This is a genomic window from Micromonospora sp. ABR4_055, assembly GCF_056160425.1.
In genome coordinates, this window is record NZ_JBSWXD010000097.1 from 1 (window position 1) to 24,771 (window position 24,771).

Below are 24,771 nucleotides of genomic sequence, written 5' to 3' on the forward strand. Positions count from 1 at the left end.
TGGTTTGTTTTTTGTGGTTCAGGGGGATGCGGAACACCCAACTCCATCCCCCCCCCTCTATTCCCCCCCCCCCCCCCCCCCCCCCCACGACCGCCGGGGCGGCGTCGACCGACATCGACGCCGCCCTGGTCATGGACCCGCCACCCGGCTCAGTGCGTGGCGCAGCTCACCCCTGCCGGAACTGCGTTGCCCGCTGTCCAGTCGGCCAGGAAACCCGGCGTGGTGCTGCCCCCGGGACCGACCTTGAACGGCAACTCGGTCGCCTGCCAGGTGTCACCTCTGTCGGTGGAGCGCAGGATCGCGCCGTTGTTCGGGTCCCAGTCGTTGGTGTACATGCCGACTGCCGCGTACAGCCGGTTGGTCTGCACCGGGTCGGTGGCCAGGCTGAGAACACCGTTCCAGCCCCAGCGGTCCCAGCCCACCCAGTCCAGTAGTGGGATCCGCGACTGGACGGCCTCGTTCCAGCGGTAGGCACCGCCGATGTCGGTCCGGGCGTAGACGAGATCGGGTTCGGTCTCGTTGAAGACGATGCCCGGCACGAAGCCACCGCCGGGGGTGGCCCAGGCCCCCTCTCCTGGCTTGCCGACTCCCGCAACCGGCCGATCTCCAGACGTTCACACACTCCTCGACAGGGTGTCAATAGTTTGGTCGGCAAACAAAAAAACCCCCACCACCGGCCCGTCCGGCGATGATCGGCGACGGTACGTACGCACCGGGCGGCGGCGTCGACAGTAGGCTGGCCCGGTGGGGCAACGGGACCAGCAGGACTGGGCGCGGCAGCGCCGGCAGGCAATCGCCGCCCACGCGGCCGACCAGCAGCGCCGCCGGGCCAGCGAGGCCCAGCAGGCCGCGGATCTGCTCGCTGACTTCGTCGCGACCGCCCGGCACCACGGAATCGCCGTGCAGAACCTGTCCGCCCGACCACACCACGGCCGGGGCCGGTACCGGACCGGGCTGCACGGCTGGTATCTGAAATCGGACCGCACCCTGGCCGTCGGTACGGACGGGAAGCTCTACCTGTTGACCGTCCCGGCCAGCCTGCGGTCCAGGCTGACCGGCGCACGCGTCTCCCCGATGGAGCCACGACTGGTGATCGGTGCCGGTGGTCGCGACGGCGAGTCCATCCCGCTCGCCACCCTGCTCGACCGGCGGCTCGCCGCGGGCCCCGGGCAGTCCCGCTGACCGGAGACGCACCCTGTCCTCGATTGGACATGACCAGACGCTGGTTACTCTCCGCTGTCAAGCATAAGCTTCAAGTCACTTGCCGTTCTGCTCGGGCCCGGCGGACGGCACCGGTTCCATCCCTTTCGGCAGCCCGCGTCCACGCCGCGGAATGCCAATCTGCGAGGAGTCCCACCATGTCCGAGTCATTCAGCGCAGAACGCGACGCCGGCATCACCGAACAGCCGCCGGTGTCCAAGACCGAACGGGAGCAGGCCAGCATCGCGCTGGTCCCCGCCACCACGTCCGGAATGCCGCCGACCGCCCAGAGCTTCTTCGCAGTCGTCAACGCGAACGGCAGCCTGGCCCGTGGCTTCGGCGCGGTCTCCGCGACCCGTCTCGCCACCGGCACGTACCAGGTAGTCTTCAGCCACAACCTGACCGGGTCGGCCTACGTCGGCAGCATCGGTCTGTCCGGCAGCCTCGGCGCGTCAGCACCGGGTGAGATCACCGTCGTGGGTCGGGCCGGCGTCCCCAACGGGGTGTTCATTCAGACCTTCACCAGCGCCGGAGTACTGGCCGACCGTGGCTTCCACCTGGCGATCCTCTCCTGACCGGCCGGTTTTGTTGATCAGCCCAGAACCGTCGTACGACCGGAACGGCTGCGGGCCCGGACTCGTTCGGAGTCCGGGCCCGCAGATCGTTGAGCTACCAGGTTGGTCAGTTCACTTCGATCCGGACCGAGTCGAAGGCTGGCGTCTGATTGGCCCGCTCCGACATCGGCAGCCGGTGCGAACCGTCACCGGCCCAGACGGAGCACTGCGCGGTACCGGACTGCGGCATTCCCGAGACCTGGATGGTGATCTGGTCCGGCTCGCGACCGCCGCCGCCGTCCTCGGTCGCCACGAAGAACTCCGGCGCCGGAGCCGGGTCGGGCGCGACCTCGGTCGACTGCAGCATCCGGCACGCGGTGTGGAAGTGACCACGGGTCAGGCCCTGCTCGTCGAGCAGCGAGCTCTCGACGTAGTAGCCACCCTGAGCCGCCGGGAGGAAACGGTCCCGGACCAAGTTACGAGTGCTGACCCGGATGGTGAACGGCTCATCCACGCCGACCTCGTCCGGGAACTCGGTGATCAGCAGCGACGGGTTGTTGGCCGCCGCGCCGACCTCACCGAACTGCGTGTCGATACAGCGGTTGCCGACCTGGAAGCCGTCGTGGTCGTCCAGGTTGCTGTCGTCACAGCTGTTGGCCAGAATCTCCAGCCCGTTGTCGCCGTCGTTGTTGCCGTCGTTGTCGTTACCGTCGTTGTTGTTGCCCTCGTCTCCGCCACCGTCGTTGTCGTTACCGTCGTTGTCGTTACCGTCGTTGTCGTTACCGTCGTTGTCGTTACCGTCGTTGTTGTCCGGGCGGTTGACGAGTTCGCAGGTGGCCAGCTCGTCGAGCCCGCGCGGACGCGGCGCGACCCGGCCGATGGCGATCTCGATCCGGTCCAGGGTGGCGGCCCGCTTACTGGCCAGCGGGCCGAGGATGGCGTTGTTGATGAAGTTCGGCCCACCCTCGCCTACGCTACTTGCGAGCCGGTTGTTAGCCTCCTCGATCTGGTTCTCCAGCAGGCCGAGGTTGCGCTCCACCTCGGTACGCGCCGCAGCGGGGACCTCCGGCAGACTGTCCACTACGGATGGGCACTCGATGGTCGGAGCCGCGACGAGGGTCGTACCGCTTTCACACTCCTCGAGCGTGATCTGTCCGTCACCCCAGTGGTGCCGCACCTCGCGGCCGTTCTCCTGGGTCACCGTGGTGGTCACGCCGCCTTCAGCAGTGGAGCCAGGGCTCGGGGCCACACACTCCGAGGCGGTACGCAGCTGGTCGTTGGCAGATGAGACCTGAGTGACCGCGACGATGCCCGCGAACACCGTGACCGTACCGAGGACAGCGATGATGCGTTTGTTGCGGCCACTGACAGTGCGCTGGTTTCGGCCACGCGGGGTCGAACTGCGCCGTTGTGCCGACCTGTACATGGGGGTTACCTACTCCTTCTCGTCGAGGGCGGCGCGGTTGACAGGCGTCGTCCGGTGGGGCAGCCGTGTTCTGCTGGCTGGTCAAACGGGTGCCTTCAAACGCCCACTTCCATTGCCGGAACGAGTTCGCACCACGTTTACGGGAAGCCACGCTAAAAGTGAGATCTCTGGGCTGTCAAGCAGCCCGATCCCGTATCCGGGGTGTCTCACGGTTAGTGGAAAATTGGCGGGCATCCCTCAACCCGCCGACATCATACTTTCGGTCAATGGGCCGGGTTCAACATCGGCTCAAGAATCTTGTTTCGGCAGCTCAGGGTCGTCCGGCGGGCACGGGCCGTATTCACCTCGTTCGACCGACAAGACGGATCACGTACCGCAAGCGACCACCTGGGAACTCAGTGGAATCGCGCCGGGTCGAGCCGATCCCGCAGTGAGAAAATCCACCCGCCGGGCGATCGCAGGGGTGGGGGGGGGGGGGGGGGGGGGGGGGGGGGGGGGGGGGGGGGGGGGGGGGGGGGGGGGGGGGGGGGGGGGGGGGGGGGGGGGGGGGGGGGGGAGGGGGGGGGGGGAAAGGGGAGGGGGAAAAGCAGACCCAGAAGAGAAAAACTCACCCATCGGGGCGATCTCAGTTGTCCCCCCCCCCCTCGCCTTGTCCCCCCCCACGAAAGGGTAGGGGATCAGGCTGGTACGGGTCAGGCAGGCAGTCCGCCCACCTGGGTGTCGATCCAGGAGCGGATCGACGGCAGGTCGCCGTAGATTGACGGGCCGGTGGCACAGGTGGAGTTGTTGTTGCCGGCGCGGCTGGTGGCCCCGATCAGGTACCACCGGCCGGAGACCATCCGGACCTGCGGACCGCCAGAGTCGCCGTAGCAGGCACCGGCGTTTCCGTTGGTGTTGTTGGTGCAGATCTCATAGCCGGCGTCGATGCCGAGACACCGGCTGTCCGCCACGATCGAAGTGTCCAACTCGTGGGCGACGGTCGGGGCCGAGCCGCAGCCACGGGGAGCGCAGGTCTGGCCCCAGCCGATGATCCGGGTGGCGGTGCCGACCGCCCCGGAGGCGGTCGGGATCGGTGCCGGAGCATAGCTGACCGAGCTGGCCAGCTGCATCAGCTTGACGTCGATCCGCGGGTGGTTGACCGCGCGGATCACCCGGACCACCGTGCCGCCGCTGGTCCGGTTGACGCTGCCCACCCGTACGGAGCTCGGGGTCGGGCAGTGCCTGGCGGTGACCACCCAGTTCGACTTGATCAGGGAGCCGGTGCAGCCAGAGGTGTAGACCATGAACGGGTAGTTCTCGGTAGCCGGACGGCCGTTCACCACCAGGATGCCGATCTCGTCGGCGGTGCTGGACGGCGGCGCGGCCTGCGCCGTGGTGGCCGGCAGCACAAGGCTGGCGGCGACGAACCCGGTGGCCAGCAGCATCCGGGACAGGAGCGGGAGTGCCTTCATCGTGCGGTGTCCTCATCGTCAGGGGGGTACGCGCCGACCCGATGGGCGGCGCGGCGACAGAACAGGTTGTTCGGCCTTGTCGGACAGGCGCTGCTGGGTACCCGATGCGAATACTATCGACAAACGACGATACTTCAATGCTTCTGGGGATACCGGTCCTGCCCTATTTCCGGGTGATGGCACGCCCGGACGCCAGCTGTCACAGGGTGAGGTCGGCTGGGATCGCCCCGGCGCGTCGGCGACCCGTGCGACCATGCGGATGCCTCCCGGTGCTGCCGCGCGGAGGTGACCATGCCGGAGGATCGACGTCCCACACCGGAGGAGAACGCCCTACCCAACCGCCGTGAGCTGCGGATCGCCCTCGCCATGCGCGGCGGCGTCAGCCTGGCGGTCTGGATCGGTGGGGCCGTCGCGGAGCTGGACGTGCTGCGTCGGACCACACCCGACCCGCGGGGCACCGCGACCCTGCAGCGGGGGAAGTCCCCGGAACGTCCCGCCCAGCAGCAGCGGGCCGAGATCTATGCCAGCATGCTCCGGCTCGCCCGCTACGACGAGGTCAAGATCGACGTACTCGCCGGCGCCAGTGCCGGCGGTCTCAACGCCGTCGTGTACGGCGTGGCTCAGTGCGTCGGCTCGACCGTCGACGCGGTCCGCAACCTCTGGCTCGACGACGCCGATCTGTGGCGGATGATGCGGCAGCCTCGCCCGGTCGGTCGGGTGCCGTCGCTGCTGGCCGGCGACAGGTATCTCTACCACCGCATCTGCCGGGCGCTCTACCGGCTGCGCGACCAGGGCCACTGCGGGCTCGCCACCGACGACATGACCGTCGACCTGTCCGCCACCCTGCTGGCCCAGGATCAGAACCAGGAACGCAGCCTGGCCGAGGGGCAGGCCCAGTTCCACTTCACCCGCCGCGACGCTCCGCTCGACACCGGGATCACCGACTTTCCCGGACCCGCCGACCGACCGGACGCCACCGATCATCCGTGCGACGATCCGCCGCACCCGGTCAAGTACCGGCTGGACCGGCTCGCCCTTGCCGCCCGCGCCACCTCGTCGTTTCCCGGGGCGTTCGAACCCGCGTCGATCCATGCCGTCGCCGGTCACCACAACAAGCTGGAGTACGGCAGCGGCACGGACCGGACCTCGGTGCCGGAGATGTCGATGGTCTTCTCCGGACTACGGCCGCGGGGAACCAGCCTGCACATCGGGTCCGAACCGTACTACGTGGTCGATGGGGGAATCTTCGACAACATCCCGATCCGACGGGCGCTGCTGGCGATCTGCCGGACCGCAGCCGTCTCCCCCACCGATCGACGGTTGATATACCTGGATCCGGATCCGTCGCCGTCGGCTCGTAGCTCCCCGACTCAGCCGGACAGCAAGGGCGCCCTGCACTGGCTCCGGGTGCTGCTGCGGGCGATCGCGTTGAAGCAACGCACCGAGACCGAGGAGGGCGAACTCGGGCACGTCCGAAGCACCAACGACATCGGCCTCGCCGCCCAGATCCGGCAGCACCTCATCACCCAGCAGATCACGCTCACCAGAGCGCGTCGCCGGCCGCTGGGCAGCTGGCGACCGCCGGCCTGTGAGTGCCGGACCTGCCGCCGGACCATGATCAGCGACCGCGTCGTCAAACGTGACGGCGATCCACCGCCACCGCTGCCGGATCATTACCGCGACTATCGACACTCCGTCGACGCTCAAAAGATCGCCGAGATTCTCACGAAGCCGGCGGAGTACTCCATCGGCCGACCCGCACTGTCCGGACCGTATCAGGTTCTCGGCGAGTACGAGGCGCTGAACATCCAGGCACAACTCGACGACATCTACCACCAGGGGACAGTAGACGAGGAGGAATTTCAGGACATTGAGGCGGCCTACAGCGCGACTACCATGCTGATCTCCTGGATCCGTGCACTCGAGGAGAAGAATCGCAATTCCGATTACCGCGACGACCGGGCAGCGGGCGACGAGGCCGTCAAATGCCTACGCGAGGTCAAGCACAAAGTCTACCGGCTGCTGGAGCTGGCCGACCACATCCGTGACCTGGCCGGCGCGGAACTGCTCCGGGACTTCCAGGGACCGGGCGGCGCGCTGGAGAACCCGGATCTGCTGGCCGCCACCCGGCGGGCGCGCGCCCTGCAAAAAAGCCTGCCGGGTCTCCCCGACAAACTCCGCCGGGCGATAGTTGACGGGCAATGCGACAGCCAACAGTTCAACCGCATGCTGTTCGAACAGTACCCGGCGAAGTACATGGCCCGGGAAGTCGACATGTCAAGCCCCGGGACGACCGCGCTGGAAGAAATCTGGACGCTGGCCGAGGACCTGAAAGGAGAGTTGCTGGAGATCGGCCAACCGATCGCCAGGCGGAAACTGCGCAGCGACGACGAACTGTGCCCGAAGGACCGGCGGGCCTGGTGCGACTCGGCATTCAAGGACGTCCACGATTCATCGCTACGCAAATTGAGCATCAAGAAGCTGCACACCATCTTCGCGGTTGCCGGCGGCGTGCCGGGAGTGCAACCCGTCGTCCATTACCACAAGATCACCGGTAACCAGGAGAGCCCACTGCAGCAGAAGTTCCGCAACATCGACTGCAGCGAACGCCGCAAGCGCCTGACCGAGCGGCTGCGCACCGGCCGACTCGACCCAGCCGATCCGGTGATCAACTCCCGTGCCAAGCTGGCCGGTACCACACTGCACAACTTCGGAGCCTTCCTCCGCCGGTCGTGGCGGGCCAACGACTGGGCCTGGGGCCGGCTGGACGCCGCCGCCGGCATCACCGACATGATCATCGACAAGCTCTGCGGCTGCTGCGACGACAACGAGCTCAACCGCGTCTGGCAGCGATGGGTCCAGGAGCCCGTCCCCGGCGTGTCGGGGCGGGAGTGGCGGCGGATTCTCACCGGCAGCAACGGTGACCTGCCGCCCGTGCCCACCAGGATGAGCCGCCTGCAGCCCGACCAGCGGGAGTGTCTCAAGCGTGCGCTGAAGAGCTGGCTGCAGTACCAGATCCTGTTGGAGGAGGACCAGGAGGCCAGGGAGACGGGCCGGTCCGACGACCCCGACCAACCCCGGCAGCCAGCGGCGATGGACCACTGGGAGCAACTCACCAACCGGGTGTCCCGCGGCAACGAAGGCGTCCGCGACCTTCCGGTCGCCTACCGCTACGGTCTGTCCAGCCGGGCGGTCCACCTCACCTACCGGGCCCTCTGGCCGGCCGGTAAGGGCTGGCCGACGAGGGTCGGGCGCGCCCTGCTGCTGCTGATCCGGCCGCTGATCGTGTTGCTACCACTGGCTGCTGACCCGGCCCGCGCCGCCGCCACCACCCTGCTGGTCCTGCTCGGCTACGCGTCGATCGCCGACGCGTCCCGCGCCGACGAGAACCGGCCCGGCTGGGCCGCTGGCGTCGCCGCGCTGCTCGCGGCTGCCGCTATCGTCGTCGGCTGGATCCGAAGCACCCGAGACTGGGCGCGGCTCGACCGCGAGACCGAATCGTGGAGCGAGGAGTGGCACCGGATCGGCCATCAGATGTGGTGCACCGCCCGACGTTGGCGGGCCCTGGGCCTGGTACTGGCGGCCGTCTTCACCGCCGGCGGGGTCGGGTTGCTCTGGTTGCTGCCGAGCGGCAGCCTGCTCGGCAACCGCCCGGAAACGCTGACGATCGTCGGCACCGTCACCGCCGCCACCCTGTGGTGGCTCGCCCATCGGCACGACCCGGCCCGGATCCCGCTACCCCGCCTGCGACGGCACAAGCAGCCGTACGACGCGGCGTGGAGCGCGGCGAACCACCGTCGTCACGTCCCCGTCCAGCGGGCCGTCTTCGTCTGCGCCACGCTGCTCCTGCTCCTGCCGCTGGTCGTCTGGAAACAACCCCGCCGGCTGCTGGAAGGACTCACGCTCGAGCCGCTGCGGCTGGTGCCACCCCGCGCCGAGGTCACCGTGCAGGGCGTTCCCGAAGCGCACTTCCCCGCGATCGGGATCGGACTGCTCGCCGTAGCGCTGAGCGCGGTCCTGCTCTGGGGCTGGACGAGACCGTGGCCGGCTCTCACCGCGATCATCGGCACCGGCATGGTGGTCGAAACCACCGCGCACCTGCTGTATCCCGGCCGGATAGCCAGCGGTCAGCTGACCGTGCTGCTCGTCGTCTGGGCGTCCTGCATGGCGGTGGTCACCGTCTTCCTACCTGTTACCGAGCAGTCCCCCGACCGGGTCTGACGCCGCGCGACGCTCACCGGTCAGGGTCCGCCGGACGAACTCCAGCAGCAGTGCCCACTTGAACGCCTGCTGTGCGTTGTCCGCTGCTGCGGAATGCCCACCCTCGACGTTCTCGTGATAGGTGACGTCGTGGCCGTACTCGCGCAGCCGGGCGACCATCTTGCGGGCATGACCGGGATGCACCCGGTCGTCGCGGGTCGAGGTAAGAAAGAGCGACGGCGGGTACGCCGTACCCCGTCGGATGTTCTGGTACGGCGAGTACTCCCGCAGAAACGCCCAGTCCGCCGGATCGTCGGGGTCGCCATACTCGGCCATCCAGGAGGCTCCGGCGAGCAGCTTGTGGTAGCGGCGCATGTCCAGCAGCGGCACCTGCCCGACGACCGCGCCGAACAGTTCCGGGCAGCGGGTCAGCATCACGCCCATCAGCAGCCCGCCGTTGCTGCCGCCGTAGACGCCGAGCCGGTCCGGTCTGGTCAGGCCACGGGCGACCAGGTCGGTGGCGACGGCGGCGAAGTCCTCGTACGCGCGGAGCCGGTTCTCCCGTAGTGCGGCAGTGTGCCAGCGCGGTCCGTACTCGCCGCCGCCCCGGATGTTGGCGACCACGAAGCTGCCGCCCCGGGCCAGCCAGCCGGCGCCGACGACGCCGTTGTAGGTCGGGGTCCAGGCGACCTCGAAACCGCCGTACCCGGTCATCAGGGTGAGCCCGGCCGCCGGTCCGGGCGGGCTGGCATCACCCGGTGTGACCAGGAAGTACGGCACCTCGGTGCCGTCGGCGGAGCCGGCGAAGAACTGCCGGACGGTCATCTGGTCGGCGTCGAAGAAGGCCGGACCGGTCTTGACCGGTCGCGTCGGGCCGTCGACGGTGCCGTGCAGCAGCGTCGGTGGCCGGATGAACCCGGCGGTGTGCAGCAGAAACTCGTCGCCCCGGTCCGGCTCGGTGTCGGCCACGTCGGTGTGGTCGAATCCGCCGGCGTCGGGCAGCGTGCGCCGCCGCCAGCCGTCGTCGCCGGGAGTCAGGATAGTGATCTCGCTACGGACGTCGGTGAGGGTGACCAGCAGCAGATGGTTGCGGGTCCATGCGTGGTAGCTGTAGGCGGAGCGCTCGGTCGGCTCGAAGACCGTGGTCAGCTCCCGTTTGCCGGCCAGGAACTCGTCGACCGGGGTGACCAGCACCGCGCCGGCAGGGTAGGTGATGTCACCGGTCTGCCAGTCGCTGCGCAGCTCGATCAGCAGCCACTGCCGGTGCAGGTCGATCTCGGCGTCCGAGGGCACGTCGACCAGGCCCCAACCGCCGTCGGGCCGCAGCAGGTAGGTCCGGTTGCGGAAGAACTCGGTGCGCCGTACCGCCAGGTCGCGCTCATAGCCGGCGGTCGGGTCGTGCACCACGGAGACGGTGACGTCGTCGACCTCGCCGGCGAACGCCAGCGGGGCGTCGGCCAGCGCGGTGCCGCGCTGCCAGCGCCGGATGGTCCGCGGGTAGCCGGAGTTGGTGACGGTGCCGGGCCCGAAGTCGGTGCCCACGTAGATGTGGTCGCGGTCGATCCAGCAGACGGTGCTCTTCGCCTCCTCGACGATGAAACCATCGGTCACGAAGTCTCGGGTGGTCAGGTCGAACTCGCGGACCACCGCGGCGTCCGATCCGCCCCGGGACAGCACGACCAGGCACCGGTCGTACCCGGGCCGCAGCACGTGGGCACCCTTCCAGACCCAGTTCTCCCCTTCGACCCGGGCGAGTGCGTCGAGGTCGAGCAGGATCTCCCAGCTCGGCTGCGGCCGACGGAACTCGTCGAGGGTGGCCCGCCGCCACACCCCGCGGGGATGTCCGGCGTCCTGCCAGAAGTTGTAGAGGTGATCCCCGCGCCAGGTCGGGTCGGGAATCTTGTCGGCGGAATCGAGCACCTGCTTGATCCGGTCCCGCAGCTGGGTGAACCCCGGCTCGGCGGTCCAGCCGGCGGTGGTCTCCGCGTTGCGGTCGCGGACCCAGTCGAGGGCGGCGGCACCGAGCACCTCCTCCAACCAGAGGTACGGATCGCCGCCGTGCGACACCCGGCCGTCCTTCGCCATCCGTCAATCCCTCCCCGCCCCCCGCCCCCCGGCCCGCTCCGCGAGGGTACGCACCAGGATAGGCAGGCTCGTCGTACCGCACCGCCCAGCAGAGGGTGCCGCCCCAAGGCCGGCTGCGAACGTCGCCGCCGGAAGCTGGACACTGGACGCTACCGTGACGGTCGGACAAGATTGACGCACGTCCAACGTGCAGACGTGCGACCAATGATCCGTCCGGGCCGGGTGGCGCGGACGGTCGGGGCGGGAGTGGACCGGCGACGATCGGGGCTGACAGATGAGCAGCATGCAGGAGGCGCAGCGGGCACACGCCCAGCAGGTGCACGCCCAGCACCGGGCCCAAGCCTTCGCGCACCGTCAGCATCAGCAGATGGTCTGGGAGGCGGAGAACGCCCGGCAGGCCGCCGAGCAGGCGGCCGCCGAGGACGAACGCCAACGCAAGCGTCTCTACATCGAGGCCCGGGCGGCGAAGATCGCGGCCGCCAACGCGAACCTGCGCTCGCGGGTGGCCGAGCTGGAGGAGCTGCTCGCCGACACCCTGGCCGTCGACGACCACATCGACCTCGATCGGCTCAAGCGCAGCAGCACCCCGCCGCCGTTCGATCCGGGTAACCTCGCCGTACCGCTGGCCGCACCGCAGTGGTCCGACTTCGCCCCACCGGAGCCGGCCGGCCTGGGCCGGATGTTCGGCGGTGAGGTCCGCCATCAGCAGCAGGTCGCCGAGGCGCGAGAGATGTTCGAGCAGGCCACCGCGAAACACGAGGCGGCGGAGGCTCAGCGGCACCGCCGGCTGGCCGCAGCCGAGGAGAAGTACCGTCAGCAGTGCGAGAAGCTGGCCGCCAAGGTCGCCGCGCACAACGCCGCGATCGACCGGTTCTCCGCCGTCTTCGCCGCCGCCGATCCGAAAGCCGTCGTCGAGTACTTCGGGCTGGTGCTCGGAAACTCCGTCTATCCGGACGACTTTCCGCAGCGCTACCGGCTCGCCTACCTGCCCGAGTCCCGTCAGCTGGTGGTCGAGTACCACCTGCCGGCGGTGGAGGTCGTCCCCCGGATCCGGGAGTACCGGTACCAGCCGGCCAACGACGAGGTGACGGCGGTCGGCCGGCCAGCGACCGAGATCGCCGAACGGTACGCTGACCTCATCACTCAGATCACCCTGCGTACGGTGCACGAGCTGTACGAGGCTGACCGCACCCGACTGCTGGAGACCGTCTGCCTCAACGGCATCGTCGAACGGATCGACCCGGCCACCGGTCGACCGGCCCGGCCCTGCCTGGTCAGTCTGCGTACCAACCGGGACGAGTTCGTCGCGATCAACCTGGCCAACGTCGACCCGGCCGCCTGCCTGCGCCGACTCGAAGCGCGGATCTCCGCCCATCCGGTGGATCTGGCACCGGTGCCCGCCGTGGTCGATTTCGACAAGGTCGACAAGCGGTTCGCCGACGAGATCGACGTCCTCGCCGACCTGGACCAGCGACCGGACCTGCTGACCATGCCGGCCGACCAGTTCGAGCAGTTGATCGCCGACCTGTTCACCAAGCTCGGGCTGCAGATGCGCCAGGTGCGCACGACAGCCGACGGTACGGTGGAGTGCATGGCGCACGATCCCCGCCCGTTGTTCGGCGGCACGGTCGTCGTGCTGGCCCGGCGCGGCGGCGGCACCGTGGACGTGTCGGCGGTCCGTGATCTGTTCGGCGTCGTCCAGGCGGAGAACGCCTCGAACGGCATCCTGGTGACCACCGCCGGCTACACCTCGGCGGCCTTCGACTTCGCTTCCGGCAAGCCGCTGGAGCTGATCGACGGCTCGGCGCTGCTGCACATGCTCGCCGAGGACGGTGGGGTGAAGGCCCGCATCGACCGCCGGGCCTGAGCCGTCGCGGATCAGCGGGGCGCCGTCCGGGGTCAGCGGGGAAAGTAGCGGTCCAGGAAGTCGTTGTGGAACACGCCGGCCGGGTCGTAGTGGACCAGCAGGTCGGCGAAGTCGTTCCACCGCGAGTACCTGCCGACGAGTTCGTCCCGGCCGATGCCGAACAGCTTGCCCCAGTGCGGTCGGGGGGCGTACGGCACCAGTGCCTGCTCGACCGCGGTGATCACCGGCATCACCGCCGTCGCATCCGCGACCCAGGTGAAGTGGATCGCGACGCTGTCCCGCGAATGGTTCATGCTCAGCCACAGTTCGTCGGCGGCGACGGTACGGATCTCGCAAACCTGCAGCACGGGCGCGACCCGGTCGCGGATCTGGGCCACCGCGTCGAGGGCGTCGACCACGTCGCCGGCCGCTATCAGGTATTCCGACTGTAGTTCGGCACCACTGCTCGGGGTAAAGTCGAGCCGGAAGTGCGGCAGCCTGGTGTGCCACGGACCGGCTACCCCCAGCTGGCTGGTGCAGTTCTCCACCGGCATCCCGGGTACCGGATGGCGAGGGCCGTCGGCGGCGGCGAGCCCCAACCTGGCGGCGTCGACCGGCGGATGGTCGTGGTTGGTGCGCCGTTTCACCCACACCTGGTCGATACCGGTCCCGGTCCAGTCGGTGAACATGCTGACGCTGTAGCCGCTGTCCTGGAGCTGCTCCCATCCGGCGGTGAGCGCGTCGCGGGACAGCCCGTGATAGACGTACTGGGCCACGTCGAAGGTCGACTCGATCGCCAGGGTGACGCTGGTGACCACACCCAGCCCGCCGAGCCCGACCACCGCGCCGGTGAAGTCGGGATGGGACTGGTCCAGCCGGACCAGGTCTCCGTTGGCGATCACCAGCTCCATCGCGCGTACGGCGGTGGCGAGGTTGCCGTTGCCCTGCCCGGAGCCGTGGGTGGCGGTCGCGCAGGCACCGGCGACCGAGATGTGCGGCAGCGAGGCCAGGTTGTGCAGCGCGTACCCGTGGGCGTGCAGGTGTTCGGCCAGCTCGCCGTAGCGGACGCCGCCGCCGGCGGTGACCGTCGACGCCTCGGAGTCGACCGTCACCTCGGCGGGCAGGCCGGCGAGCGAGACGAGGTCTCCGTCGGTGTCGGCAATCCGGTTGAACGAATGCCCGGTGCCGAGCACCCGCAGCCGGGCCGATCTGCCCACGATCTGTCGCAGTTCGTCGACGGTGGTCGGGCGGTGCACGTGACGCGCGGCGAAGGTGACGTTACGCGCCCAGTTGGTGACCGCAGCGGTCATCAGCCCGATCTCCTCTCGCCGACCCGCCTCACCGTACCCTGGACCGGCTCAAGCTACGGCCACGCCGGAGGAGGTCCCCATGCGGGTAGCGGTGTTCAGCACCAAGCCGTACGACAAGCGGTTCCTGGCCGCCGCGAACGCCGAGGCCGGTCACGACCTGGTGTTTCTGGAGCCGAGGTTGTCGGCGGACACCGCGCCGTTGGCCGACGGTTGCGACGCGGTCTGCGCGTTCGTCAACGACGACCTCAGCGCACCGGTGCTGGAGATGCTGGCTAGCGGCGGGGTCCGGCTGGTCGCGCTGCGCTCGGCCGGGTTCAACCATGTCGATCTGGCCACCGCGCGCCGGCTCGGGCTGACCGTCACCCGGGTGCCGGGCTACTCGCCGTACGCGGTCGCGGAGCACTGTGCCGGGCTGATCCTGGCGCTCAACCGCAAGATCCATCGGGCCTACAACCGGGTCCGGGAGCACAACTTCGCCCTCAACGGGCTGCTCGGCTTCGACCTGCACGGTCGGACCGTCGGCGTCGTCGGCACCGGCAAGATCGGTGTCCGGTTCATTCGGATCATGGCCGGGTTCGGCTGCCGGGTGCTCGCCGCCGACCCGTACCCGTCGGACGAGGCCGTCGCCGCTGGCGCGAGTTACGTCGCGCTGCCGACGCTGCTCGCCGAGTCGGACATCGTCACCCTGCACTGTCCGCTCACCCCCGACACCCACCACCTGATCGACGAGGAACGGATCGCGCAGATGCGCGACGGTGTGATGCTGATCAACACCAGCCGGGGCGCGCTGGTCGACACCGCCGCCGTGATCCGTGGTCTGAAGAGCGGCAAGATCGGCCATCTGGGCCTCGACGTGTACGAGGAGGAGGCCAGTCTGTTCTTCGAGGACCTGTCCGACCAGATGCTGCGCGACGACCTGTTCTCCCGGCTGGTCACCTTCCCCAACGTGCTGATCACCGGCCATCAGGCGTTCTTCACCGAGGAGGCGTTGCACAACATCGCCACCACCACCGTCGGCAGCCTGACCGCGTACGAGCGGGAGGGCACGCCGACGGACATCCAGCCCGACGCCCTGGTGCGCTGACCGACGACCCACGTGCACGGCGTCCGACGCGACGGGGCCCGGTACGAGGCCCGTCAGCGCCGGAACACCCAGCCACGCAGGCACCGTCGCGACGCCGGCCGGTTCCCCGTTTTCGCCGGTTCACGCCGGTTATCTTTCCGCGTCTGCGGAGACTCTTCACCTTGACGGATGCTCAACGCCCGGGCCGGCCCGGCAGCGCAGCCCAGCCGACCAACGGCAGAAGCAGGAGCGCACCGAGAGTCAGGAGTGACGCCATGGGGTACCTCACCACGCAGGACGGCACCCAGCTCTACTACAAGGACTGGGGTTCCGGCCCCGCCGTCGTCTTCTCGCACGGCTGGCCGCTCAACGCCGACGCATGGGACGGCCAACTGCTCTTCCTCGCCCAGCAGGGCTTCCGGGTCATCGCGCACGACCGGCGTGGGCACGGTCGGTCCAGCCAGTCGCCCGAGGGCAACGACATGAACGGCTACGCCGATGACCTCGCCGCGGTGATCGAGGCGCTCGACCTGACCCACGCCACGCTGATCGGGCACTCCACTGGTGGCGGTGAGGTCGCCCGGTACATCGGCCGGTACGGCACCGGTCGGGTGGCGAAGGCGGTGCTCATCTCCGCCGTACCGCCGATCATGGTGCAGACGCCGGACAACCCGGACGGGCTGCCGCTGGCCGTGTTCGACGAGATGCGGGCCAGCCTTGCCCACGACCGGGCGCAGTTCTACCAGGACCTGGCGATCAAGTTCTACGGCGTGAACCGGCCAGGTGCAGAGGTGTCCGACGGCATCCTGCACCAGTTCTGGTCGTGGAGCATGCAGGCCGGGCTGTGGAACGCGTACCAGAGCGTGTCGGCGTTCTCGGAGACCGACTTCCGCGACGACCTCGCCGCCTTCGACGTCCCCACACTGGTGATGCAGGGCGACGACGACCAGATCGTGCCGATCAAGAACGCTTCGATGAAGACCGCACAACTGGTGTCCGGCGCACAAGAGGTCTACTATCCGGGCGCCCCGCACGGCATCACCGCGACCCACCAGGACCAGGTCAACCAGGATCTGCTCACGTTCTTGAAGAGCTGAGCCCGGGTACCGGCCACGTTCGTCGGCCTGCGGGTGAGGTCGTTGCATTGACATCCTCGCCGCCCTAAACCTCGATCCGTGGATTGGTCGGTCCGCTGCGACCGGTAACGGCGTGGAGATATGACGAGAGTGCCCTCTGAGCTGGGATGATCGGGTTTGTCGAAGACCTGATCAGACCGGCTTGGAAGGGCACTCTCGGTGTGAGGGGCCTCGCGTTTTCCGGACAGTGGTTCGGCCGGTTCTTTCACGCCGCGATTTGAAGGTTCTCGAACTCTGCGTGGACTTCCCGGGGAGGTTGGTAGCCCACCGCTGAATGCAGACGCTGACGATTGTACCAGAATTCGATGTAGGCAGTAGCGTCCCGGCGTGCCGCCTCACGAGTGGGATACTTCACACGCGACACGCGTTCGTTCTCCAGTGCACCGAAAAACGATTCCGCCATCGCATTGTCGAAACAAATTCCGGTCCGGCCAGCAGATCGCCGCAACCTCAGATCCCGAAGCGTTCTGCCGTAGTCGTCCGACATGTAGTTGCTGCCCCGGTCCGAATGAAAGATGGCGTTCTTCCTGAGTTCGCGATTCCGGGCGGCGTTACGGATGGCGCGGGACATCAACGGCGTCTGGTAGTGGTCGTCCATCGCGTATCCGATGACCTCCTTCGTGCAGCAGTCGATGACGGTCGCCAGATACAGCCACCCCTCGCCGGTCGGGATGTACGTGATGTCGCCGACGAGCTTCTCGCCAGGCGCGTCGGCGGTGAACTCCCGGCCGACGAGGTCAGGCACCGTGCCGGACGACGACTGGGTGAGACCCCACCGCCTCGGGTGGGGCTGGCACGGCACGAGCCCGAGCTCGCGCATCAGCTGGCGGACGAGTTTTTCAGGAAGCTGTTCTCCATCTCGAGTTCCCGGTTGCGACGTTCGAGTTCCTTCAGTCGAGCGCGCTCGTCGACGCCGATCGGTGGGCTGTCCTGGGCGCCGCTGTTTTCCCGCCGGTACTGGCGGACCCAGGAACGCAGCGTCTCCGGGTGAACGTCGATCTCCCGGGCAACCTGCGACACTGGCTTGTTCGACTGTAGAACGAGTTGCACTGCTTCTTCACGGAACTCTGGGGTGTATGAGCTTATGCGTGCCATCGCGCTTCTTCCCTCGACTTTCCTTGCAGGGTAACCTTATTGGCTCCCTGTCCGGAATCCTCGGGGCACCTCAGATCTACAACCTGCTCAGACCCGTTCCAGCAGTATGAGCCCTTGACAAACATAGGGGCATCCAAGCGGTGTACGTCGAGGACCTGTGCGTTGTTGGTCTCGGCCGGACTCGGCTGGCGAAGTCCGTGCAGGATGCGGGCTGGGCCGCCTTCACCGGCATGCTGGAGACACGGCGGAGCGGGTGCGCCACGAGGCGCGCGTTCGCCCGGGTGGACCGGTGGCTCCCGTCCACCCGGATGTGCTGCGACTGCGGCCGGATCAACGAGAAGATCGCGTTGAACGTCCGGGAGTGGGACTGCCCGTGCGGCCGTCACCACGACCGGGACATCAACGCCGCCATCAACATCAAGGCCGCCGGACAGGCGGACTTCAACGACCGTCGAGCGCACGTAAGACCGGGACTCGTCCCGGCGGCGCGCAGTGAAGCGGTAACCCACCCGGGCGCCGCGTGTTCCACGCGCAGCGTGGAGGGAATATCCGTCCTTCAGCTTCAGGGCGGAGAGGATGTCAACGGTGAACTGGCTGTCCACCCCTGTGCTGCCGACGGTGGTGGGCGACCGCCTGCTGTCGACCAAACCGGTCAGCAGTACCCGGGCGGTCTCGACGAGAGCGAACACGGTTGCCGCCGGCGCGGTGAACCGGGCGACCTGCAACTGCCATGGCAGGTCGGCCCGGTCCGCGAGCTGGTCAGCGTCGAGGACGAAGAGCTGCAACGTGTAGTAGAGAACATCGACCGGCGCGGTCGTGCCGCCGGGCTCGCCCACGAGCAGCTCGGCGCAACCGACGAATCCCAGGATCGCCGACACCCCCGCCAGCAGCACGAAAGCAACGCGGAGCAGGGTGATCCTCGTTTTGTTCCGGTCCTGGTCCAGGGAACCTCCCCACCGTACGGCCTGACGGTCGATGCAACAAGCATCACCCATAGGCGCCAGTTGGCTACCCAGCGCTTGACCATCACATTTCATGGTGAAGTGGGAAAATTCGCCTTGTTGCCACTGGTCCGTCACCACGCACACCGACCGGATAAGATTCCATCGCCGGGGCGGTAGCTCAGCCGGTCAGAGCAGGGGACTCATAATCCCTCGGTCGCGGGTTCGAGCCCCGCCCGCCCCACCAGGTGCAGCGTTTCGCGAACCAGATCCAATTCTCGGTGTTGCCAGGGACGGGGACGCAGCAGGAGCACCACCGCGTCTGCGCGGGGCCGGACCGCGAGCGACCAGGCACGGTGACAGGAAGGTTGCCAGCGAATCAGCGGCAAGGACATCCAGGTAGCGGCCTTCGATGAAGGCAGGAAAGGCAACATCGGCAAGAACTGAGCCGTACGCGGTGGAACGATCTCCTTGCGCGGACGGCGCACCCGGCGGCGAGGCTTGCCGGCGGCCAGAGCAAGACCCCCACCGAACGTGACGCCTGGGATTTCGCGGCCGCCGAGGAAACACCGGCTTGGAACTGGTCACCCTGTGTCCGGTCGCCGTGCTCGGCCCAGTGATCGGCTAGGAGATCTCCGGCACCAACCACATCGTGCAGCGCAGCCTGGACGGCAGCTTGCCGGGTTAGCCGGAGCTGTACATCCATTCGTTGACGTGCGCAACGTCGCCGCCGCCCACGTGCTAGCCATGACCACGCCCGGTGCCAGCGGCCAGCGGTTCCTGCTCTCCGGCGGCCCGGGCGATCCCGCATACGGGTCACCGCCAGTTTTCCCGGCTCCGCTGCAGACCGTCGAGGATCAGGTCGAGTCCGACGTCGAACTCGGCCGCATAGGAATAGCCGGGAGCCAGCGCCCGGTGGACAATCATCTCGGCGAGATGCGGCAACTCGTCGCGGGGCAGTTGCTCCAGGATCGCGCCCGCCACCTGCGTGACTTCGGCGGACGAGGTGAACGGCAGGCTGAGTTCCTGCAGAGTGAACCCGTAGACGTAGCTGTCCAGCAAGGAGAGCGCGTGCGCCGCGCCAGCGACGGAGAATCCGCTGGCGCGCAGGCAGCCGAGCACTGCGTCGTGGTGACGAAGGGTAGCCGGGCCGGGGTTGGTCCGGGAGTCCATCAGACCGATCGCCCACTGGTGTCGGATCAGCGCCGCCCGCATCGATGCCGCTCGGTCCCGCATCGCGGCGCACCAGTCGTTTCCGTCCGCCGGTAGCTCGATCTCATCGAAGACGAGATCGACCATGCCGTCGAGGATCAGGTCCTTGTTGCGGAAGTGGTGATACAGCGACATCGCCTCGACGCCGAGCCGCTGCGCGAGCCGGCGCATGCTCGGCACGCCCGAACCGGCCTCGTCCGCCAGCGCGACCGCTTCGCGCAGCACCAACTCCTTGCTGAGCGCGGTACGCCGGTTCGCGGGCGGGTCGGCTGGCTCCGTGACCACGTGATCCTCCTGCTGTCACCTCTCGGACTACTTGACAACCTTACACCGCAAGGCTGTACCTTACAGCGTAAGCCGAACGCGATTCGGGGAGCGACAGACGGGAGCAGGACCATGGAACCAGTCGACACCGACGGGGTCGGCCAGCCAGGTGCCGGCCGGCGGATCTGCGTCGTCGGGGCGTCCGGGAAACTCGGGCGATACATGGTGCGGCACGCGTTGGAGCGTGGGTACGAGGTCGTCGCCGTGTGCCGGGAAAAGAGCATGCCCAAGCTGGCCGAGTTCGACGGACGGATCACCGTGGTCCCCGGGCCAACCAACTCCCATACGGTCATCGCCCAGGCGGTGCGCGGCTGCGACGCCGTGCTCACGGTGCTGGTGCCGTGGGGTGTGCAGAACTACGCCTCGGGCACCGCCCAGGCGGTGCTCGACCATGCCGAGCCCGGTGCCCGGCTGATCTTCTCCTGCGGTTGGCACATCAGCAACGACGGTCAGGACGTCTACCCCCGAGGGTTCAAGCTCTACACGGCGGTCTTCGGCTGGCTGGCGAAGCTGCTGCGGGTGGTGGACGTCAACGACCAGGTACGGGCCTGCCGACGGGTCTTCGCCAGCGGTGCCGACTGGACCGTCGTACGCGGCAGCGACCTCGAAGAAGGCGACAGCCAGGGCCTGCCGGTGTGGAGCCGGCACGTGGGCGACCCAGTGTTGGCCAGCAACCTGACCCGGCGAATCGACTTTGCCCGGTTCATGGTGGAGGCCGTGGACGACGACACCCTCGTCCGGGAGGCCCCGGCCATCGTCGGTCGGCTCACCCCGTCCGCCCTCGCCCACGCCGGTCGGCTGCAGTGACCGACGCGGTCGACGCGGCCCAGCCGGCACCGGCCACCGCGAACGACGCCCTGTGGCGCAACGGTGATCCGTCGTCGCGCGATTGCCGTATCGCCCGCCGCATCGCCTCCCCCACCGGCACCCGGTACGGAGTATCCCGGGCAGCGCGATCATGAGGTTGGCGGCACCGGTAGGCCGGTCAACTCGGCGACGAGCGTGACGGAGGGCATCACGGTGACCGGCCACCGGTCGACGAGGGACTCACCCGGACCGGACCGCAGGGCGGCGAACGGCACTCGGTGGAGCTCGCCGTCGGGCATCACCACCAGCAGTTCGGCTGCCTCATCGCGCGCGCAGGTATCCATCGTCACCGACGGTCGTCGCGACCGCCCGTTTGTCCGGCGACGCGAACCGGACGGCGCCCCGGTGACCGCGCGGTGACTCCCGTATCCCAGTGGGAGGACAGATGCATCCGTCGTTCTCTGAGTCCGAAGACCCGGCGCCCGCAGCCCGGCAATCCGCACATTCGCTCAGCCGTGATCGCGCGTATCCGCCCGCCCGGCGCTCCACACACCGGTCGGCTCGGCCGGACCGCAGCCGGCGTCGGGTTCGGGGCGTGCTCGCTGCGGCGACGGCCGCATTGCTGGCGGTCGCCGGGCTCACGTTGATCCCGAACGCGAGCGCCGCCAAGAACCCGTTCGAACGGGGTCCGGCACCGAACGCGTCCAGTCTCGCCGCTGCCCGGGGCCCGTTCGAGACGTCCCAGGTGACGGTGTCGTCGCGCGATGCCAGCGGGTTCGGCGGCGGCACGATCTACTTCCCGACCAGTGGCGACGAAGGCACCTTCGGTGGAGTGGCGGCGCCCCCGGCTTCACCGCGTCTCGGTCGAGCATGGCCTGGTTGGGACCCCGGCTGGCATCACAAGGGTTCATTGTATTCAATATGGTGATCGGCACCGAACGAGACACGATCGCCTCGGTACGATTCCATTCCGAACCATTCTTCGAAAGCCTTCCATCCGATTTGGACAAGGCATATCTGGAGCTCAACAACGCTAGCCATTCCGAACATTCCGAACATTCCGAACACTACCATCTCGTCGTTCAGCGTGGCCTGGCTGAAGCGCTTCGTCGACGACGACACCCGCTACGAGCAATTTCTCTGCCCGCCGCCCCGCCCCGCAGGTCGAGGTCCGGCTGCCGGCCGGTGAGCAACTCCGCGTAGATGGCGGGCTCGACGATCCGGATGTAGAGGTACGCCAGCGACTCCGGTGCGGCGTGGTTGGCCAGATCAGGGCCGAGCACGTCGACGAAGATGTCCACCTGGGCACGGATGAATCGCCGGTGCACCCTGCCCGGCTCGGCGAAGAGCACCCGGGCCGCCGTCCCGGGTTCGTCGGCGAGGAACTGCCGGAACGGCGCGGACCGACGCACCGCGACGGCGTAGCGCGTGGTCACCTCGATCACGCCGTCCACGTCGGTGCGTTGACGCGCGCCACGTGCTTCGGCCAGTTGAGGAAGTACCGGCCGCCACCGCGAATGACCGTTTCCTCGCTCACCACCCGACGGGGTGCCGGATTCTGGGCGACCGGCGTCTGCGCAGTCCTGCCGTTGCCGTGTCGCATGCTGCTGGCCGGGCGGACCCGATAGGCCATTGACCCATACTCTGGGCACGTTCCGTGATCGCCAATGGTTCAAGACACCGCCAGAATCGGCCCGGCCAGCGAATATTTCGCCAACCATTGGTGACTCACCGCAATCTACCCGACTCGGCGACCGGAGGAACCATGCCGGTCAGGATGGCGGCCTCCAGGGATCCAGCAACCAGGAAGAAGCAGCCGACCGATCGGCAATGTAAAGATCCATGCACTTCATTCCAATCGGAAAGCAGGCTTACCATGAGCAACGATACGGTGGTTCTCCTATTTCCCATCGCCGTGGCGATCATCATGCTCGGACTTGGGCTCACCCTGACAATGGAGGACTTCCGCCGGGTTCTGCGATACCCGCGAGCCATGGTGGTCTGCCTGGTCAGCCAGATGCTGGTGCTGCCGGCGCTCTGCCTCGGTCTGGTCTTCGTCCTCGGCCTACGCCCCGAACTGGCGGTCGGCATGATGCTGCTCGCCGCCTCACCGGGCGGCAGTACGGCGAGCCTGTACAGCCACCTGTTCAAAGGTGACCTGGCGCTGAACATCTCGCTCACCGCAGTCAACTCGGTGCTGGCGCTGTTCACCCTGCCGGTGATCGTCAACCTGTCCGTCGCCGGGTTCATGGGGTCGGACAATTCGATCGGGCTCCAGTTCGACAAGGTGATTCAGGTGTTCGCCCTCGTGCTGATCCCGATCTCCATCGGCATGGCGGTCCGGCGGCGGTTCACCGGCCTCGCGATCCGGTTGGAGCGCGCGGTCAAGGTGCTGTCCGTCCTCGTGCTGCTGATGATGATCGCCAGCGTGATCGCCGGTCTCGGCGAAGAGGTGTTCGACGTCCTTGGCGAGATCATCCTCGCCGTCGTGCTGTTCAACCTGCTCAGCATGACGATCGGCTACTTCGGCCCCCGGCTGTTCCGGGTCGGCGAACGCGAGTCGATCGCCTCCGCCTTCGAGATCGGCCTGCACAACGCCAGCCTGTCGATCACCATCGCGATGACCCCCTCGCTCCTCGGCAACACGGAGATGGCGATGCCCTCGGTCACGTACGGCTTCGTCATGTTCTTCACCGCCGCTGTCTTCGGCTTCATCGTCGCCCGGCGGGTTCCAGCGGCCAGCGCGTCCGCCGAGCGGGCGACGCCGGCCAGCCGGGTCTGACCCGCTGACCCCGATGTGACCCCAGGGCCCGAAGGTCAGCGCCGGCACCGTAGCGAGAGCCCGGGTGCCGGCGCCGACCTCTGGTCCGAAACCAGGGCTGTCGTCTGGTCCGAAACCGGCCTCGACCTCTGGTCAGGACCGACGGCGATGCAACGCCGCGTCGCCAGCCGCAGCTGGGCGGGTGGCAAGAGGCCGGCGACGGCACGGGGCAGGTCGGCCGTTCCGGCGGCCGGCACCCCGATCTGACCCCGGGCGAAGGATCGCAGAATCATCGCGACGACATGATTCGACGTTTCCAGGTCGGGCGGAGAGTCCGGCTCGCCGCAACTCGTCCACAGCGCTGGTCTCCGCCGCAACGGGTGCGCCGGCCGTACCGTGTCATCGGCTCGCCGGACCAGCACAACAGGAGTGAAGAAGCGCAGGTCGAGGCGGTGATGTCGGTGGCTACCCGGCCACCGATCCGATCGGCCCGTTCGATGAGACGGCCATCCGTAGAAGCTCCCCCGTTTGGACTCGAACCAAAAACCTGCCGGTTAACAGCCGGCTGCTCTGCCAATTGAGCTACGGGGGACCGCTGTGTAGCCGGCAGCGGATCTCTCCGGACGCCTGGCGACGGGACAAGAGTACAGGACGCCACCGCCGGATGGGCGACCGGGTTCGCCGTCCCGGACCGACCGGGTCCACGGCCCCGGACCGGCCGGTCGACCTCCGATCAGGAGCGTACTGAAACGGACAAAAGACCGAGTTGCCTGTGCTGACGCGTGAGAAGGGAGCAGGATGGGTAGACAGCACCGGACAGATGACGAAGGCACGACCGGGTCGCTCATCGGCCAGCCGGCACCGAACCGGACTGACGGCCGACGGGTACACCGGGTCAGGTACGGAAGGAGCCGCCATGCGCGGAAAACTTTGGTTCATCGGCGGGGTCGCCGTGGGTTTCGTCCTGGGCGCCCGCGCCGGCCGGGAGAAGTACGACGAGTTGGTATTCAACGCACGCAAGGTGATGGACCACCCGACGGTGCAGGAGGCCGCCGGGGTGGCGCAGGCTCAGGCCAACCGGATCTACGCGGAGGGCCGGGAGCGGCTCAGCCACACCCGGCTGGGCGAACGCCTCAACGGCCACGATCACCTCACCACCCCCGACAGCAGTCTCGCCGACGCTGGAATGGGCACGGCCTCCTCGCCCGGATCCACTGGTGCGACGACGGCCGGGAACAAGCCCGGCAAGGGCACCGGATCCGGCGGCAGCGCCAACTGACGCCGGCACTCACCGTCGATAACGCGGCGTACGCGTGGGCCTGTCTCTTATCCACATCTGACGCTGCCGACGATCTTATCC

19 protein-coding genes, 2 tRNA genes and 3 pseudogenes are annotated in these 24,771 nt (G+C 68.1%); 14 read left to right on the forward strand and 10 right to left on the reverse strand.

Annotated features, from left to right (window positions below; genetic code table 11):
* Window positions 1–149: 149 nt before the first annotated feature.
* Entirely contained in the window at window positions 150–539 is a 390-nt protein-coding gene (locus tag ACXAHD_RS20935) for a hypothetical protein (RefSeq protein WP_353850356.1), read from the reverse strand.
* Window positions 540–744: 205 nt separating this feature from the next.
* On the opposite strand from ACXAHD_RS20935, the gene ACXAHD_RS20940 reads away from it, so the two are divergent.
* Entirely contained in the window at window positions 745–1,182 is a 438-nt protein-coding gene (locus tag ACXAHD_RS20940) for a hypothetical protein (protein WP_281550908.1), read from the forward strand.
* 176 nt (window positions 1,183–1,358) lie between these two features.
* A complete protein-coding gene (locus ACXAHD_RS20945; RefSeq protein WP_281550909.1) occupies window positions 1,359–1,775 on the forward strand; it encodes a hypothetical protein in 417 nt (138 codons plus the stop codon).
* A gap of 106 nt (window positions 1,776–1,881) precedes the next feature.
* Here ACXAHD_RS20945 and ACXAHD_RS20950 read toward each other — a convergent pair whose 3' ends face one another.
* A complete protein-coding gene (locus tag ACXAHD_RS20950) occupies window positions 1,882–3,180 on the reverse strand; it encodes a hypothetical protein (RefSeq protein ID WP_281550910.1) in 1,299 nt (432 codons plus the stop codon).
* Window positions 3,181–3,610: 430 nt separating this feature from the next.
* On the opposite strand from ACXAHD_RS20950, the gene ACXAHD_RS20955 reads away from it, so the two are divergent.
* A complete protein-coding gene (locus ACXAHD_RS20955; RefSeq protein ID WP_475052630.1) occupies window positions 3,611–3,853 on the forward strand; it encodes a hypothetical protein in 243 nt (80 codons plus the stop codon).
* 19 nt (window positions 3,854–3,872) lie between these two features.
* On the opposite strand, the gene ACXAHD_RS20960 is transcribed toward ACXAHD_RS20955, so the two are convergent.
* Window positions 3,873–4,631 (reverse strand): S1 family peptidase, encoded by a 759-nt coding sequence (locus ACXAHD_RS20960; RefSeq protein ID WP_281550911.1) that lies wholly within the window; start codon window positions 4,629–4,631, stop codon window positions 3,873–3,875.
* A gap of 291 nt (window positions 4,632–4,922) precedes the next feature.
* On the opposite strand from ACXAHD_RS20960, the gene ACXAHD_RS20965 reads away from it, so the two are divergent.
* Window positions 4,923–8,852, forward strand: coding sequence for a patatin-like protein (locus ACXAHD_RS20965; RefSeq protein WP_289213336.1), 3,930 nt, complete (start codon window positions 4,923–4,925; stop codon window positions 8,850–8,852).
* Here ACXAHD_RS20965 and ACXAHD_RS20970 read toward each other — a convergent pair.
* Complete coding sequence (locus ACXAHD_RS20970) at window positions 8,817–10,916, reverse strand: prolyl oligopeptidase family serine peptidase (protein WP_289213337.1); 2,100 nt, start codon at window positions 10,914–10,916, stop codon at window positions 8,817–8,819. The two genes, ACXAHD_RS20965 and ACXAHD_RS20970, sit on opposite strands and share 36 nt — an antisense overlap.
* Before the next feature lie 274 nt (window positions 10,917–11,190).
* On the opposite strand from ACXAHD_RS20970, the gene ACXAHD_RS20975 reads away from it, so the two are divergent.
* Entirely contained in the window at window positions 11,191–12,783 is a 1,593-nt protein-coding gene (locus tag ACXAHD_RS20975; protein ID WP_289213338.1) for a restriction endonuclease, read from the forward strand.
* Window positions 12,784–12,815: 32 nt separating this feature from the next.
* Here ACXAHD_RS20975 and ACXAHD_RS20980 read toward each other — a convergent pair whose 3' ends face one another.
* On the reverse strand, window positions 12,816–14,072 hold the full coding sequence (locus tag ACXAHD_RS20980) for an FAD-binding protein (RefSeq protein ID WP_475052636.1): 1,257 nt from the start codon (window positions 14,070–14,072) through the stop codon (window positions 12,816–12,818).
* 79 nt (window positions 14,073–14,151) lie between these two features.
* Here ACXAHD_RS20980 and ACXAHD_RS20985 point away from each other — a divergent pair, with 79 nt between their 5' ends.
* Entirely contained in the window at window positions 14,152–15,156 is a 1,005-nt protein-coding gene (locus ACXAHD_RS20985) for a 2-hydroxyacid dehydrogenase (RefSeq protein ID WP_281550916.1), read from the forward strand.
* Window positions 15,157–15,410: 254 nt separating this feature from the next.
* On the forward strand, window positions 15,411–16,232 hold the full coding sequence (locus tag ACXAHD_RS20990; protein WP_281550917.1) for an alpha/beta fold hydrolase: 822 nt from the start codon (window positions 15,411–15,413) through the stop codon (window positions 16,230–16,232).
* 244 nt (window positions 16,233–16,476) lie between these two features.
* Here ACXAHD_RS20990 and ACXAHD_RS20995 read toward each other — a convergent pair.
* Window positions 16,477–17,366 (reverse strand): annotated as a pseudogene (locus tag ACXAHD_RS20995) (IS3 family transposase).
* Between the two features lie 140 nt (window positions 17,367–17,506).
* Between ACXAHD_RS20995 and ACXAHD_RS21000 the strand changes: the two are divergent.
* Together ACXAHD_RS21000 and ACXAHD_RS21005 are read left to right on the forward strand one after the other, a co-directional pair.
* A complete protein-coding gene (locus ACXAHD_RS21000) occupies window positions 17,507–18,487 on the forward strand; it encodes a zinc ribbon domain-containing protein (protein ID WP_281550918.1) in 981 nt (326 codons plus the stop codon).
* Window positions 18,478–18,554: transfer RNA gene (locus ACXAHD_RS21005), tRNA-Ile, on the forward strand. The genes ACXAHD_RS21000 and ACXAHD_RS21005 overlap by 10 nt, the downstream gene beginning before the upstream one ends.
* Window positions 18,555–19,123: 569 nt before the next feature.
* Here ACXAHD_RS21005 and ACXAHD_RS21010 read toward each other — a convergent pair.
* Window positions 19,124–19,804, reverse strand: coding sequence for a TetR/AcrR family transcriptional regulator (locus ACXAHD_RS21010; RefSeq protein ID WP_475052640.1), 681 nt, complete (start codon window positions 19,802–19,804; stop codon window positions 19,124–19,126).
* A gap of 111 nt (window positions 19,805–19,915) precedes the next feature.
* Between ACXAHD_RS21010 and ACXAHD_RS21015 the strand changes: the two genes are divergently transcribed.
* Window positions 19,916–20,650, forward strand: a complete 735-nt coding sequence (locus ACXAHD_RS21015; RefSeq protein WP_281550920.1) for an NAD(P)-dependent oxidoreductase — start codon at window positions 19,916–19,918, stop codon at window positions 20,648–20,650.
* A gap of 149 nt (window positions 20,651–20,799) precedes the next feature.
* Here ACXAHD_RS21015 and ACXAHD_RS21020 read toward each other — a convergent pair whose 3' ends face one another.
* Complete coding sequence (locus ACXAHD_RS21020) at window positions 20,800–20,994, reverse strand: CHAT domain-containing protein (RefSeq protein ID WP_281550921.1); 195 nt, start codon at window positions 20,992–20,994, stop codon at window positions 20,800–20,802.
* Window positions 20,995–21,095: 101 nt separating this feature from the next.
* Between ACXAHD_RS21020 and ACXAHD_RS21025 the strand changes: the two are divergent.
* Both ACXAHD_RS21025 and ACXAHD_RS21030 read left to right on the forward strand, forming a co-directional pair.
* Window positions 21,096–21,634, forward strand: a pseudogene (locus ACXAHD_RS21025) (poly(ethylene terephthalate) hydrolase family protein); the annotation flags it as partial.
* A gap of 103 nt (window positions 21,635–21,737) precedes the next feature.
* Window positions 21,738–21,839, forward strand: a complete 102-nt coding sequence (locus tag ACXAHD_RS21030) for a poly(ethylene terephthalate) hydrolase family protein (protein ID WP_475052646.1) — start codon at window positions 21,738–21,740, stop codon at window positions 21,837–21,839.
* Here ACXAHD_RS21030 and ACXAHD_RS21035 read toward each other — a convergent pair.
* A pseudogene (locus tag ACXAHD_RS21035) lies at window positions 21,826–22,371 on the reverse strand (QsdR family transcriptional regulator); the annotation flags it as partial. The gene ACXAHD_RS21030 and the pseudogene ACXAHD_RS21035 overlap by 14 nt on opposite strands.
* 155 nt (window positions 22,372–22,526) lie before the next feature.
* Between ACXAHD_RS21035 and ACXAHD_RS21040 the strand changes: the two are divergent.
* Window positions 22,527–23,432, forward strand: coding sequence for a bile acid:sodium symporter family protein (locus ACXAHD_RS21040; RefSeq protein WP_281555658.1), 906 nt, complete (start codon window positions 22,527–22,529; stop codon window positions 23,430–23,432).
* Between the two features lie 498 nt (window positions 23,433–23,930).
* Here ACXAHD_RS21040 and ACXAHD_RS21045 read toward each other — a convergent pair.
* Window positions 23,931–24,003, reverse strand: a tRNA-Asn gene (locus tag ACXAHD_RS21045).
* 324 nt (window positions 24,004–24,327) lie between these two features.
* Here ACXAHD_RS21045 and ACXAHD_RS21050 point away from each other — a divergent pair.
* Window positions 24,328–24,690, forward strand: coding sequence for a hypothetical protein (locus tag ACXAHD_RS21050; RefSeq protein ID WP_281550922.1), 363 nt, complete (start codon window positions 24,328–24,330; stop codon window positions 24,688–24,690).
* Window positions 24,691–24,771: the final 81 nt, after the last annotated feature.